Origin of the sequence: Cohnella suwonensis (assembly GCF_042655365.1) — a bacterium.
Taxonomy (GTDB): Bacteria; Bacillota; Bacilli; order Paenibacillales; family Paenibacillaceae; genus Cohnella; species Cohnella suwonensis.
In genome coordinates this window covers 357717-371206 of sequence record NZ_JBHSMH010000005.1, presented here as the reverse complement: position 1 = coordinate 371206, position 13490 = coordinate 357717, and the positions used below count along the sequence as shown (strand labels likewise).

The following is a 13490-nucleotide window of genomic DNA, read 5'->3' as shown; positions in this document are numbered from 1 at the left end:
GGACGAAAGCGCCCCGACAAGAAAGCAGCGCACCGGCGGTTAACCTTCGCCGTTGCGCTGCTTTTTCAATAAGTCGGCCAAGAGCTCCGATACGGGCAACCGGCAGTCCCGGTTTTTTTTCTCCTGGCGAAGCGCGTGGCGGATTTCCCAGGCTTTGCCTACGAGGCGGAGCCGGTCCGGTTCGGCGTATTTCTTCAACATTCCGTTCGACCTCCTTAATCGTCTTGCAATAGGACGGACAAGCTTATATGTTGAACATATGCGTTTACTTCTTCATTCATGACTGGAGGCCATCGGAAGATGAACAAGCAAAAGGAAAAGGCAAGACACCCGTTTTACGAGGAAACGATCCGTACCGAATCCGTATTCGAGGGCCGCATGATCTCTTTGCAGGTGGACACGGTCCGCTTGCCGAACGGCGAGACGGCGACGAGGGAAATCGTGAGGCATCCGGGAGCTGTCGCGGTCGTGGCGATCGTAGACGGCAAGATGCTCGTCGTCGAGCAGTTCCGCAAGCCGCTCGATAAAGCGCAGGTCGAAATCCCGGCGGGCAAGCTGGACGCGGGAGAGGAACCGGAAGCGGCGGCTAGGCGCGAGCTGGAAGAGGAGACGGGCTATCGGGCGAGAAGCATCCGCCACTTGAGCTCGTTCTCGACGTCTCCCGGCTTCGCCGAAGAGATCGTCCATCTGTATTACACGGACGACCTGGAGCAGGGCGAAGTCCACCTCGACGACGAAGAATTCCTCACCTGCGAGGCGATATCGCTCGAACAGGCGCAGAGGTATATCGAAGAAGGCAAAATCTGCGACGCGAAGACGCTGCTGGCCGTGTACGCTTGGCGCATGCACGCGTTGACGGGCTCGTTCTGATGAGCCCGGAAAAACTATCGGCGAACGCGGATCGAGCGCTTGCGCCCGTGTTCGCCGATCTCCACGTGCATATCGGGCGCAGCCAAGACGGCAAGCCCGTCAAGATCAGCGGCAGCAAGGATTTGACGTTCCGCAACATCGCGCGCGAAGCTTCGGAACGCAAAGGGATCGAGCTCGTTGGCGTTATCGATTGCCATTCTCCGGCCGTTCAGGCGGAGATGGAAGCGTGTCTGGATGCCGGCGACATGCAAGAGGTCGAAGGGGGAGGCATCCGCTACCGCCGGACGACGATCTTGCCAGGCATCGAGATGGAAGTGAAGGAGGAGGGCGGTGGGCCTTTCCATCTGCTCGGCTATTTGCCAACGCTCGAGGCGATGAAAGAGTGGACGGAATGGATGAAGCCGAGGGTAACGAACGTCTCGCTCAGCTCTCAGCGGGTCCGGGCAAGCGCTCGGGAGTTGCAGAGAGAATTGCTGGATCGTGGAGGGTTGCTCGTGCCGGCTCACGTCTTCACGCCGCACAGAGGCCTTCTCGGCTGCTCCGCGGATCGGTTGTCGGATAGGCTAGACCCGGACGGCATCGCAGCCGTCGAGCTCGGCTTGAGCGCGGATACGGAGATGGCGGGCACGTTGTCCGAACTCGACGTCTACCCGTTCCTGACCAATTCCGACGCTCACTCCGCCGGCATGATCGGCCGGGAGTGCAACGAGCTGCTGCTCGCGGAACCGACATTCGAAGAGCTCGCCAAGGCGCTTATGGGCGCGGAAGGAAGGCGCATCGTTGCCAACTTCGGTTTGCATCCGCGGCTCGGCAAATATCATACGACGTATTGCCGAGTCTGCGGCAAGGCTGTGCCGGGCGCGGAAGCGTCGACCGGAGGCTGCCCGTTCTGCGGCAGTCTCAAGCTCGTCCGGGGCGTGGAAGGGCGCATCGCGCAATTGGCGGACCGCAACGTCGCGCCGCCGGAAGTCCCCAGGCCGCCTTATCGCGCCCAGGTGCCGCTATCCTTCTTCCCGGGCGTCGGGCCGGCGACGAGGGAGAAGCTGTTCGCGGAAGCGGGCACGGAAATGGACGTGTTGCACCGCTTGCCCGAAGCGTCGATCGCGGCCGTAGCCGGAAGCAAAGCGGCGTCTTTGATTATCGCCGCGAGGGAAGGTAAGCTCGATTTCGCCGCTGGCAACGGAGGCACGTACGGCGCGATCGTTCTATCATAATCTCGGCTCGTCCCGCATACGAATAGGCACGAAGCCTGTACGCACGGCGGACAAGGAGGTTGCTTCGATGCAATTGAGATTATGGAACCTGTCGGCCCGCGACAATGTCAATCTTTACGTATTCGTGGGCGTTCTCGTTATCGTCGGGGCGATCTTCGGCGGCATGCTCGTGCATGCGCTGACGCTCGAGCAGCAACAGGAGCTGGCCGATCATCTGGGCGCTTATTTAACGACGTTAGAACATCCGGACCAGTTGTCGGCTTCCGACGCGTTTTGGAGCAATTTCCGCTTTTACGCCAAATGGCTGCTATTGATCTGGCTGCTCGGATTGTCGGTCATCGGTCTGCCGTTCGTGTTCGCCCTCGATTTCCTGAAAGGCGTCCTCGTCGGCTTCGCTATCGCCTTGCTCGCGCAACAATTCGAATGGAAGGGCGTTTGGTTTTTCTTGGTCGCGACCGCGCCGCAGAACGCCATCGTCGTCCCCGCGCTCATGATCGCCAGCATCTCGGCGGCCAGATTCGCTTATTTCGTCGTGCGCGAGCGGTTGTTCCGCCGTAAAGGCCAGCTGTTGCCTCCGTTCTTGGCCCATACGGCCGTAACGGGATTGATGCTGGTCGCGCTCGTCGTCGCTTCCTTGTTCGAGGCGTATGTGTCTCCGTACTTAGTTTCGCGGACGGCGCCGCCTTCCGTTTCGTCGACGACGTCTACCATTCATGCTAATTTCTTACGATAGGTTTGACTATTCGAATAGGCTCGTCCTATAATGAAAGGAAGTGCAGTAGCGACCGGAGGGGGAAAACATGGAAGCCCGCATCGAAAAAATCAAACAGCAGTTGCAGTCTCAGGGCTACAAGCTGACCCCGCAAAGGGAAGCGACCGTCCGGGTGCTACTCGAGAACGAGGAAGACCACCTGAGCGCGGAAGACGTATTCATGCTCGTCAAGGACAAGGCCCCCGAGATCGGTCTGGCGACCGTATACCGTACGCTCGAACTCCTCAGCGAAATGCACGTCGTGGAGAAGATGAATTTCGGCGACGGCGTCGCGCGATACGATCTGCGTACGGACAGCAACAAGCATCATCACCATCACTTGATCTGCGTTAAGTGCGGTTCCATGACCGAGATCATGGAAGACTGGCTCGGACCTCTGGAAGAAAGATTGGAACGGGAGTACGGCTTCGCCGTTCTCGATCACCGTTTGGATTTCCAGGGCATATGCGCGAAGTGCAAAGCGAAAGAATCGGAGGGCTCGCTAGAGGAGCCGAAGTGAACGAATATCCGACGTATTTACGCGAACATAGAATAAGGCTACCCTCCCGAGGGTAGCCTTTTTGCATGCCGACGAAGGGGGCGTTAACGTTTAATCGTTCAATAACCGCCGAATTTGCTCTTCGATTTTCTCCGGCGTATCGGTAGGGGAGAAGCGCTTGACGACTTTGCCGTTGCGGTCGACGAGAAACTTGGTGAAGTTCCACTTGATGCCTTTCAGTCCGAGGAAGCCCGGCGCGGCTTTCGTCAAATGCCGATAGAGCGGATGCGCAGTACGTCCCTTCACGTCGATCTTGGCATAGAGAGGGAAAGTGACGCCATGGTTGATCTGGCAGTGCTCCGCAAGCCCCTCGCCCTCGAGCGGCTCCTGGTTCGCGAATTGGTTGCTCGGAAAACCGAGTACGGCCAAGCCTTCGCCCGCGTAGTTCTCGTGCAGCTTCTGCAAGCCTTTAAACTGCGGGGCGAAACCGCACTTGCTCGCGGTGTTGACGATCAGCATCACTTTACCGCGATACGGCTCCAAGTTCGTATTGTCGCCGCGGGACGTGCTTAAGGGAATGTCGTAAATAGACATCGGGTATTCCTCCTCTAGTCGCTCTTGATTAATTCAATTGTATACAATCTAAATAGGAGATGTCAAGGCTTTGACAGCCGGGGAACGCTAATGGTATAGTAGGGTCGATTAAATTGCATGCAATCATTCAACCCGCGAAGCGCGGGAAGAAAGGAGAATCGGATGGATACCGACTCCGCGATGAAGCTGAACAACCAGCTCTGTTTCGCCGCGTACGCGTTCTCGAGGGAAATCACGAAGCTGTATCACCCCCTGTTGAAAGAGCTCGGCCTGACTTACACGCAATACGTGACGATGCTGGCGCTGTGGGAAGAGGACGGGATAACGGTGAAGCGTCTCGGCCAAAGGCTGTACTTGGATTCCGGAACGTTGACCCCGTTGCTGAAGAAGCTGGAGCAGATGGGCTTGCTGTCGAGAATCAGAGATAAATCCGACGAACGAAGCGTCATTATCGCTTTGACGGAGAAAGGGATCGCCCTGAAAGAAGAGGCGAGGCTCATCCCGGAGAAAATGCTGTGCCAAGCCGGGTTCTCTCCCGTCGCGGCGGAAGAGCTGCGCGCACAGCTCGCAAGCTTGATGAATCGAATCCAACCCCAGCATGACGACTAGTCAGAGGAGGCAACTATCCATGTCCATATACTCGTTCTCGCCGCGTAAGGCGAACGGAGAAGCCGTCAATCTCGGCGCATACGAAGGCAAAGCGCTGCTGATCGTCAACACTGCCAGCGAATGCGGGTTGACACCGCAATTCAAGGAGCTCCAAGAGCTTCACGAGACATACAAAGATCGGGGCTTGGCCGTTCTCGGCTTCCCGTGCAACCAGTTCGGAGGCCAGGAGCCGGGAACGGCGGCGGAAGCGGAGGCGTTCTGCAGCCTCAACTACGGCGTGACTTTCCCGATGTTCGAGAAGCTGGACGTGAAAGGGCCGGACGCCGACCCGCTGTTCGCCTATTTGACGGAAAGCACGGGAGCGGAGATCACTTGGAATTTCGCCAAGTTTCTCGTCGACGGCCGCGGCAAAGTCGTGAAACATTTCGAGCCGACGGCGAAACCGCTCGAATTGAAACCGGAAATCGAGAAGTTGCTCGGCTGAATGAATGATGGGAAGGAAAGGGAGGCCCTCCGTCGGATGGGCCTCCCTTTTTCGCCTTGCGAACATATATTGTTAGGGGGTTCGCTTCAGCCTTTTTAATCCCGCGGCGGCGGGGGCCGCTTGAAGGAGACCGCTGCCGACGGCATTCGCTCCTCCGGGAATCGGCAAAGCCGCTTTCTTGATCCGGCGCGCGACCTCGGTCGCGGTCAGCTTCGGACGGATCGCCCTCAGAAGCGCCGCCGCTCCCGTCACGTGCGGAGCCGACATCGACGTGCCGGATTCCCGCCGGTACGTCCCTCCGAGCCACGTCGACAAAATGTTGACGCCGGGAGCGGCGATATCGATGCCCTTCCCTCTGCTGGAGAAAAACGCGACCCGGTTCGCCCGCGTCGTGGCCGCGACCGCGATCGTCTGCGGATATCTAGCCGGGGCGTCGATGCGCCTCAGCGCCGTGCCGCTGTTGCCGGGGGACGCGACAATGACCGCGCCCCGCCTTCTCGCTTTAACGATTGCGGCCTTCAGTATCGCGCTATCGCCGGTCAAGCCGAAGCTCATGTTCATGATTCGGATGCCGCGGGACAAACACCAATCGATGCCTTCCACGATGTCGGAAATGAAGCCGCTGCCGGAGGCGTCGAGCACTTTTACCGCGAACAGCTTCGCTTTGGGCGCGACGCCGTAGATGCGCTGTCTGCCGGTTGCGGCCGCGATGCCTGCGACATGCGTGCCGTGACCGTTGTCGTCCGCGAACGACTTGCCCCCGATCGTGTTCACGCCGCCCGCGATTGTCAAGTCCGGCGAACGGGCGATGCCCGTGTCGAGGATTCCGATCTTCGCGCCTGCGCCGAAACCGGAAGTGTTCCATTGCGGCGGCGCTTTTACTCGCTTCACGTTCCATGGAATGCGACTCGGAATGACGACATCGTGCGCTTTCGCTTTGCGGTCGCGCTCGGCGAAGGCAACGCGGGGATGGGCGTTCAACGCTTTCCAGTCGCTGCTCTTGTCCGCATGGCAGCAAATCAAGCGGAACGCGTCGACTTTCTTGACCGGCACGATGCCGGCCGCCGCCAATTGCTTCAGGCAACGCCTATAATCGGCATCCCGATGGAAGACGATGTTTTTGCGTTCCGTTCGCGCGGACGGACGCGGCTTGACCGATTGACCGATCGTTTTCGCTAGCGCATTCAAGGCGATCCCTCCCGTCGGCATTTCAACGCCTATTACTGTTTGTAAAATATGGGGAACCCGGGGATATGGTGCATGGCGCGGAGGGCATAGCGACGGCGGAACGAAGCAATTCTAAGGATGTCTACCGAAGCCAAAGGGCGGGAGGAATTCAGAAATGATCATCGGCTTGCCAAAAGAAATCAAGAAGCAGGAATATCGCGTCGCGCTTACGCCTGCGGGTTGCGAAATGATCGTGCGCCAAGGGCAAACCGTCATCGTGCAGGCGGGAGCGGGAGAGGGAAGCGGCTTCGCGGACGACGAATACGGGAAAGCCGGCGCGAAGCTCGTAGCGGAAGCGGCCGAAGTGTGGGCCGAAGCGAACATGATCGTCAAGGTGAAGGAGCCGTTACCCGAGGAATTCGGATTTTTCCGCGAGGATCAGCTTCTGTTCACTTATTTGCATCTCGCCGCTGCGCCCGGGCTTGCGAAGGCGCTGACGGAGAAGCGCGTAACGGCGATCGCTTACGAGACGATCCAGGCGCCGAACGGAAGTTTGCCGCTCCTGACGCCGATGAGCGAAGTGGCCGGCCGCATGTCGGTGCAAGAGGGCGCCAAGTATTTGGAGGCGTTCCAAGGCGGCCGCGGCGTCTTGCTAGGCGGCGTGCCGGGCGTGCCTCCGGCCGATGTCATCATCGTCGGCGGCGGCATCGTCGGCACGAACGCCGCGAAGATGGCGCTCGGGCTCGGCGCGGAAGTCGTCGTGCTGGAGAAGAGCGGAGACCGGATGCGCTACTTGGACGACGTGTTTCAAGGCCGTCTTCGGACGTTGATGAGCAATCCGTACAACATCGCGCAGGCGGTTCGCAAAGCCGACCTGCTCATCGGCGCCGTACTCGTCCCGGGCGCCCGCGCGCCGAGGCTCGTCAGCGAGGAGATGGTCAAGACGATGAAGAAAGGCGCCGTCATCGTCGACGTCGCCGTCGATCAGGGGGGCTCGATCGAGACGATCGACCGGGCGACGACCCATGAGAATCCGGTGTACGAGAAACACGGCGTCATCCATTACGCCGTTGCCAACATGCCCGGAGCAGTGCCTCGCACATCGACGCTCGCGCTGACGAACGTGACGATCGATTACGTGCTGCAGCTCGCGGCCAAAGGGTTCCAAGAAACGATCAAGAGCAATTCGATGCTCGCGCTAGGCGTTAACGCTTATCGGGGGGCGATTACGCATTCGCAAGTGGCGGCGGCCGTCGAGCAGCCTTATACGCCGCTCGAGAGCCTCTGGTGACATGATTTCGGCCTCCTCTTCATACGGATGAATAAGAGTCCGGACAAGAAGGGGAGTTCGAGCGATGGAGCGACCTTACGAAAAATGGTGGGAGCGTCTGCAGTTCACGCTCCTTTTTCTCGCGCTGGCGGTATTCGCGCACGGGTTCTTCGGCTGGTTCCACGGCTGGCTCAAGCCTTCCGATCCGTACAAGGTGCCGGAAGGCAAAGCCGCCAAGGTGTTCCACTCCGGCGAAGGCGGGGACCCGGACGGTTCGCCGGGAGACCGGCTACGATTATTTTATTGGCTGGGCGAGTAGGAAACGGCCGGGCGCGCGTGGAATACAACATACGTGCCCGGAAGGAGTTTGCCTACAATGGAAGACAACTACGCGGAACCTAACGTTCCGCTCGGCGATTGGATCCGTCGCTATATCGAATACGTCAAGGAACAACGCGGCAAATCCGCGAATACGGTGCTCGGCTACGCCGCCGACCTGGAGCATGTCAGGCGAAGCTTGGATGCCTTGGCAGTGCGGTTCCCGCGCGACTTGCGGCCCCATCACCTGACGGCCTACTTGAACGGTCTTCGGCAGGAAGGGAAGTCCGCCGCGACGGCCAGGCGCCGCGCGGTCGCGATTCGCGCGTTCTGCAAATATCTCGCCATTCGGCGGGCGGTCGATTACGACCCGTCGATGCAGCTCGAATCGCCGAGGGCCGAACGCAAGCCTCCCGCGACGGTCGATCAAGCGGAGCTCGAGTCTCTGCTCGCGCTTCCGGACGTGACCGAAGGAAACGGCGTACGCGACAGGGCGATGCTGGAATTGTCGTACGCGACGGGGCTGCGGGCGACGGAGCTCGTCTCGCTCGACGTCGCCGACGTTAGACTCGACATGGGATTTTTGCTATGCTTGGGTTCCGGGGGAAGGGAAAGAATGGTGCCGGTCGGCGCCCAAGCATCTGGTTGGGTCGATCGATATTTGAAAGAGGTTCGTCCGGAATTGGAGAAGGCGGACAAGCCGACGAACGCCTTATTCCTGAACCGGGGAGGCAGTCGATTAACGCGACAAGGCTTCTGGAAGATACTGAAGCAATACGCGGACAAGCTCGGCATGAGAGCGAGCCCGCATACGCTCAGGCATTCGTTCGCTTCCCATTTGCTTCAGAACGGGGCCGACGTCCGGGCGGTGCAGGAAATGCTCGGCCATACGGAGCTCGCGACGACCCAGATGTACTTATCGGGCGCCAAGCCCAAAATCAAAGAAACCTACGAGCGCAATCATCCGCGTGCCCGAAGCTGATCATTCAGCCGTTCGGGCCGCGCGATGGCGACAGACGAAAAGAGGAATCGCAATGGCCTATCGAAAAGTGACCGTGATCGTGCTGGACAGCGTCGGCATCGGAGAAATGCCGGACGCGGCCGATTACGGGGACCTGGGCGCGCATACGCTCGGACATATCGCGGAGCGCGTCCATCCGCTCGAATTGCCCCATTTGAGAAAGCTCGGTCTCGGCAATATCGCGCGATTGGCGGATTGGGAGCCGGAATCGTCCCCGACGGGGTATTACGGCAAGATGGCCGAAGTATCGGTCGGCAAAGACACGATGACCGGTCATTGGGAGCTCATGGGACTGCGTATCGATACGCCGTTCCGCACGTTCCCCGACGGCTTCCCGGCGGAGCTGCTACGCCAGTTCGAAGAGCTGACCGGCCGCCGCGTCATCGGCAACAAGCCGGCATCCGGCACGGAAATCTTGGACGAGCTCGGCGAAGAACAGATGAAGACGGGCGCGTGGATCGTTTATACGTCCGCAGATAGCGTCTTCCAGCTGGCCGCCCACGAGGACGTCATCCCGCTCGAAGAGCTGTACGAAGGGTGCCGCATCGCGCGGCGCTTGACGATGAAGGACGAATTCTCGGTCGGCCGGGTCATCGCCAGGCCTTACGTCGGCAGTCCCGGCGCGTTCAAACGGACGAGCAACCGGCACGACTACGCGGTAAAGCCGCCGCGCCAGACGGTGCTCGACGCGCTGAAGAACAAAGGGCTGGAGGTCGTCGCGGTCGGCAAGATCAACGATATTTTCAGCGGGGAAGGCATTTCGCGGGCGATTCCGACGAAGAGCAACGCGGACGGCATCGCCGTCACCGCCAAGGAAATGGCGGCGGACTTCCAAGGCTTGCTGTTCACGAATCTCGTCGATTTCGATTCGCTGTACGGCCATAGGCGCGATCCGGAAGGTTATGGCCGGGCGCTCGAGGAATTCGACCGTTCGCTGCCGGACCTGATGGCGGCGATGGGGGACAACGATCTGCTTCTCGTCACGGCCGACCACGGCAACGACCCGATTCACGCGGGAACGGACCATACGCGGGAGTACGTGCCGATCCTCGCATGGAGTCCCGGCTTTTCCGGCACCGGCCGCATCGAAGACCGGACGACGTTCGCCGATCTTGCCGCCACGATCTCCGACAACTTCGGAGCGGGTTACGCGACGCACGGCAATAGCTTTCTAGCGCTTCTGAAATAATCCATAGAGAACAGGGAGAGATTAAACCATGGCATACGCGATCACGAAAGCGATCATCGATGAAGCGGCGGCGTTCATTCGCACGACGACCGACATCCGTCCGGAAGTCGGACTCATTCTCGGCTCCGGCTTGGGCGTTCTGGGAGACGAATTGGAGGACGCGGTCACGATTCCTTACGAAGACATCCCGCATTTCCCGGTATCGACGGTCGAAGGACATGCCGGCGAGCTGCTTATCGGCAAGCTGCAAGGACGCAGCGTTCTGCTCATGCGCGGCAGATTCCACATGTACGAAGGCTACGAGCCCGAGCGGACGGCGCTTCCGGTCCGCGTCATGAAAGCGCTCGGCGTCAAGACGCTGCTCGTTACGAACGCGGCAGGCGGCGTTAATTTGACGTACAACCCCGGCAACCTCATGCTCATCTCCGATCATCTGAACTTGACGGGGCGCAATCCGTTGATCGGATCTAACGACAACGCGCTCGGCGTCCGTTTCCCGGACATGTCCGACGCGTATAGCGCGCGGCTGCGCGCCGTCGCCAAGGAATCGGCGGCTACCCTTGGGTTCTCCGTGCAGGAAGGCGTCTACGCGGGCTTGCTCGGACCGAACTACGAGACGCCGGCGGAAATACGGATGCTCCGTACGATCGGCGCGGACGCGGTCGGCATGTCGACCGTATCGGAAGTGATCGTGGCGCGGCATTCCGGCATCGAAGTGCTCGGCATTTCCTGCATCAGCAACATGGCGGCGGGCATCTTGCCGCAGCCGCTTTCCCACGAAGAGGTCATGGAGACGACGGAGCTCGTGAAAGAGCAGTTCATTTCCCTCGTGCTCGCCGTCATTCCGAAAATGTAATCAAGCTTGAAAAGACTAAAAAAAAAGAGCGAGCACCGGTTAAAGGTGCCGCTCTTTTTATTTGAATATGCGAGTCTTGAACACGTGAATGTCATGATCGTGTTGCGCGGTTTTGTCCAATAAGTAGGTGATGGAGTCATTAAAGCGGACTTGCTCGGTTTCTACCCGTTCGAGTCTCTGATTGATTTCCTTGATGTCGCTCTTCATGTCCTGTTGCTCCGCGAGCACCTTGCCGACCATGCCGATGAGCTGCCCCATCATGTTATCCAGCCGATCGAAACGCTCTTCGGACATCGGAATTCCTCCTTGATGGTTCTTGTCTGATTTTAGCAAACAAACGTTCGTGCGTCAATGTGGATTCGGGCTTCCAATCTTTGTCTTTGGAATATTTTCCATGCGAGCAGGGAACACTGTGGGGAAGAAACAAACCATGGCCGCTTGCGGCCGCAGGAGGGGGAGCCATCTTTGGCCTGTAACGATAACCGCATCACATTCCGTTTCCAACCGCTAGCGTGTTTGCTTGCGCTCGGTTTGGCCGTCGCGCTCGCGCTTCCGAACGTCGCGCTCGCGAAAGAACCCGCTTCGGGCGGAGCCGTTACCGACATGGCCGCAAGCGCCAAGTCGGCCATTCTGATGGACGCCGACAGCGGGACGGTCATCTATCAGAAAAACAGCGACGTTCAGTTGCCTCCCGCGAGCATCACGAAGATCATGACGATGCTGTTAGTCATGGAAGCCTTGGACGAAGGGAAGCTGAAGCTGACCGACAAAGTTCAAGCAAGCGAATACGCCTCGTCGATGGGCGGGTCGCAAATCTTTCTCGAGCCCGGCGAGGAGATGAGCGTCGAAGAGCTGCTGAAGGGCATCGCCCTCGCGTCCGGCAACGACGCGTCCGTCGCTTTGGCCGAGAAGCTCGGCGGCAGCGAACGGCAATTCGTCGCGATGATGAACGAGAAAGCGCAGCAGCTCGGCATGAAAAACACGAAGTTCGTCAATTGCAACGGACTGCCGGCGGCAGGCCATATGAGCTCGGCGCGCGACATCGCCATCATGTCGAGGGAGCTGCTCAAGTACGAAGGCATCACGAAATACACGGGCCTGTACCAGGATTACTTACGCAAGAGTAGCCCGAAGCCGTTCTGGCTCGTGAACACGAACAAGCTCGTTCGGTTCTACAGCGGCGCGGACGGGTTGAAGACGGGTTTCACGAGCGAGGCGAAGTTCTGCCTGTCGGCGACCGCACGCCGGGACAACCTGCGTCTCATCGCCGTCGTCATGGGCGAGCCGAACACGAAGACGCGCAACGCGGAAGTGTCCCATCTGTTCGATTACGCTTTCGCTCAATATACGAACGTGCCGATCTACAAGAAAGGCGACGCGATCGGGACGCTGGAAGTCGAGAAAGGCGAAGTCGGCAAAATTCCGTTGACCGCGAAGCATTCCTACAGCGTGCTCTTGAAGAAAGGGGACGCGGGCAAAGGCATTCGCCACGAGCTCGTGCTCGAGCCTAAAGTCAAGGCGCCGGTCGAGATCGGGCAGTCGGTCGGCAAGCTTGTCGTGTACCGGGGGAACGAGGTGCTGTCGGAGTTTCCGGTCGAGTCGCCGCTCGCCGTCGACCGCGCCGGTTGGTGGACCCTGCTGCGCAGGGCGACGGGTCATTTGTTCTTCGCCGGATAAGGCGCAAAAAGGCGGTTGGACGGGTTTCGCGTCGCCGCCTTTTCGGGATTTTTTGTCGAACGGGCCGACGTTTCTTCTAGTTTTGTCGGAGGGCAGGAATGGGAGAGACCCCCGTAGAAATGGACAGGGGCAAAGAAGACGCGCACATGGGGAAGGGGAAATGGGGATGAGCTTGCAAGTCGAGCTGGAGCAGCAACGCAACGTGTTGATCGTCCGCCTGAGAGGCGAGTTGGACCACCATACGGCCGACGTCGTCCGTTTTAAGATGGAGGACGCGATATTGAGGGGCAGGTGCGACCACGTCGTCCTGAGTTTGAGAGATTTGCATTTCATGGACAGCTCGGGTCTGGGCGTCATTCTCGGCCGCTATAAGCTCGTGAAGAGCCGCGGGGGCAAAATGGTCGTGTGCGACGTGCAAACGGGCGTCAGGCGGTTGTTCGAGCTATCGGGCTTGTTCAAGATTCTATCATTCTACGACACCGAGCGGTTAGCGGTCTCCAGTCTGGAGGTCGTGTCATGAGCGGAAGCAACCGAATGAGTCTGAGCTTCTCCAGCCGTTCCGAGAACGAATCGTTCGCGCGGATCGCCGTCGCCGCTTTCATCTCGCAGCTGGACCCGACGCTGGAACAGTTGGACGAAATCAAGACGGTCGTATCCGAAGCGGTGACGAATGCGATCATCCACGGCTATGACGGCGGGACGGACGGCGTCGTAACGGTCGAAGCGACGATCGAAGGGGACATGGTGCAAATCTCGGTCAGCGACGAGGGCAAGGGTATCGAGGATTTGGAACTCGCCCGGCAGCCTCTGTACACGTCAAGGCCGGAGCTCGAACGGTCGGGCATGGGGTTCACGATCATGGAAAATTTCATGGACGAATTCGACGTCGTCAGCTCGGAAAACGGCGGTACTTCTCTGCGGATGAGAAAACGGATCGAATCGAAAAAAGCGCTGTTCAACTAATCGACGCG

Annotated in this window: 18 protein-coding genes; 14 read left to right on the top strand and 4 right to left on the bottom strand. The window is 59.3% G+C overall.

The features are described 5' to 3' along the window. Positions 1–39: 39 nt before the first annotated feature. On the bottom strand, positions 40–198 hold the full coding sequence (gene mciZ / locus ACFPPD_RS03905; RefSeq protein ID WP_209743692.1) for a Z-ring formation inhibitor MciZ: 159 nt from the start codon (positions 196–198) through the stop codon (positions 40–42). A gap of 102 nt (positions 199–300) precedes the next feature. On the opposite strand from mciZ, the gene ACFPPD_RS03900 reads away from it, so the two are divergent. From ACFPPD_RS03900 to fur, 4 genes are all read left to right on the top strand, one after another. Then, entirely contained in the window at positions 301–870 is a 570-nt protein-coding gene (locus ACFPPD_RS03900; protein ID WP_209743312.1) for an NUDIX domain-containing protein, read from the top strand. Further along, positions 870–2084 carry an endonuclease Q family protein gene (locus tag ACFPPD_RS03895; RefSeq protein WP_209743311.1) on the top strand — a complete coding sequence of 405 codons (1215 nt, stop codon included), beginning with the start codon at positions 870–872 and terminating at the stop codon, positions 2082–2084. Before ACFPPD_RS03900 ends, ACFPPD_RS03895 begins: the two co-directional genes overlap by 1 nt. 67 nt (positions 2085–2151) lie before the next feature. Beyond that, positions 2152–2817, top strand: coding sequence for a stage II sporulation protein M (gene spoIIM, locus ACFPPD_RS03890; protein ID WP_209743309.1), 666 nt, complete (start codon positions 2152–2154; stop codon positions 2815–2817). Positions 2818–2884: 67 nt separating this feature from the next. Then, complete coding sequence (fur, locus tag ACFPPD_RS03885) at positions 2885–3355, top strand: ferric iron uptake transcriptional regulator (protein ID WP_209743307.1); 471 nt, start codon at positions 2885–2887, stop codon at positions 3353–3355. 90 nt (positions 3356–3445) lie between these two features. Here fur and ACFPPD_RS03880 read toward each other — a convergent pair whose 3' ends face one another. Next, positions 3446–3928, bottom strand: a complete 483-nt coding sequence (locus ACFPPD_RS03880) for a glutathione peroxidase (protein WP_209743305.1) — start codon at positions 3926–3928, stop codon at positions 3446–3448. Positions 3929–4090: 162 nt separating this feature from the next. Between ACFPPD_RS03880 and ACFPPD_RS03875 the strand changes: the two genes are divergently transcribed. Together ACFPPD_RS03875 and ACFPPD_RS03870 are read left to right on the top strand one after the other, a co-directional pair. Next, positions 4091–4537, top strand: a complete 447-nt coding sequence (locus tag ACFPPD_RS03875) for a MarR family winged helix-turn-helix transcriptional regulator (RefSeq protein ID WP_209743303.1) — start codon at positions 4091–4093, stop codon at positions 4535–4537. A 19-nt stretch (positions 4538–4556) separates the two neighbouring features. Then, entirely contained in the window at positions 4557–5021 is a 465-nt protein-coding gene (locus tag ACFPPD_RS03870) for a glutathione peroxidase (protein ID WP_209743301.1), read from the top strand. A gap of 72 nt (positions 5022–5093) precedes the next feature. Here the strand turns inward: ACFPPD_RS03870 and ACFPPD_RS03865 are convergent, their stop codons facing one another. Further along, positions 5094–6209 (bottom strand): S8 family peptidase, encoded by a 1116-nt coding sequence (locus tag ACFPPD_RS03865; RefSeq protein ID WP_209743299.1) that lies wholly within the window; start codon positions 6207–6209, stop codon positions 5094–5096. A gap of 154 nt (positions 6210–6363) precedes the next feature. On the opposite strand from ACFPPD_RS03865, the gene ald reads away from it, so the two are divergent. The 5 genes from ald (at position 6364) to ACFPPD_RS03840 (ending at position 10842) form a co-directional block, all read left to right on the top strand. Then, positions 6364–7479, top strand: a complete 1116-nt coding sequence (ald, locus tag ACFPPD_RS03860; RefSeq protein WP_209743297.1) for an alanine dehydrogenase — start codon at positions 6364–6366, stop codon at positions 7477–7479. Between the two features lie 64 nt (positions 7480–7543). Beyond that, positions 7544–7777 (top strand): DUF4227 family protein, encoded by a 234-nt coding sequence (locus ACFPPD_RS03855; protein WP_209743295.1) that lies wholly within the window; start codon positions 7544–7546, stop codon positions 7775–7777. 57 nt (positions 7778–7834) lie between these two features. Next, positions 7835–8758, top strand: a complete 924-nt coding sequence (locus tag ACFPPD_RS03850; protein ID WP_209743293.1) for a tyrosine recombinase — start codon at positions 7835–7837, stop codon at positions 8756–8758. A gap of 52 nt (positions 8759–8810) precedes the next feature. After that, on the top strand, positions 8811–9986 hold the full coding sequence (locus ACFPPD_RS03845; protein ID WP_209743291.1) for a phosphopentomutase: 1176 nt from the start codon (positions 8811–8813) through the stop codon (positions 9984–9986). Between the two features lie 28 nt (positions 9987–10014). Then, positions 10015–10842, top strand: coding sequence for a purine-nucleoside phosphorylase (locus tag ACFPPD_RS03840; protein ID WP_209743289.1), 828 nt, complete (start codon positions 10015–10017; stop codon positions 10840–10842). A gap of 57 nt (positions 10843–10899) precedes the next feature. Here the strand turns inward: ACFPPD_RS03840 and ACFPPD_RS03835 are convergent, their stop codons facing one another. After that, positions 10900–11136, bottom strand: coding sequence for a hypothetical protein (locus ACFPPD_RS03835; protein WP_209743287.1), 237 nt, complete (start codon positions 11134–11136; stop codon positions 10900–10902). A gap of 222 nt (positions 11137–11358) precedes the next feature. Here ACFPPD_RS03835 and ACFPPD_RS03830 point away from each other — a divergent pair, with 222 nt between their 5' ends. The 3 genes from ACFPPD_RS03830 (at position 11359) to spoIIAB (ending at position 13482) form a co-directional block, all read left to right on the top strand. Beyond that, a complete protein-coding gene (locus ACFPPD_RS03830; RefSeq protein WP_378081361.1) occupies positions 11359–12519 on the top strand; it encodes a D-alanyl-D-alanine carboxypeptidase family protein in 1161 nt (386 codons plus the stop codon). Between the two features lie 166 nt (positions 12520–12685). Beyond that, complete coding sequence (spoIIAA, locus tag ACFPPD_RS03825; protein ID WP_209743283.1) at positions 12686–13039, top strand: anti-sigma F factor antagonist; 354 nt, start codon at positions 12686–12688, stop codon at positions 13037–13039. Continuing rightward, positions 13036–13482, top strand: coding sequence for an anti-sigma F factor (spoIIAB, locus tag ACFPPD_RS03820; RefSeq protein WP_209743281.1), 447 nt, complete (start codon positions 13036–13038; stop codon positions 13480–13482). Before spoIIAA ends, spoIIAB begins: the two co-directional genes overlap by 4 nt. Positions 13483–13490 lie beyond the last annotated feature (8 nt).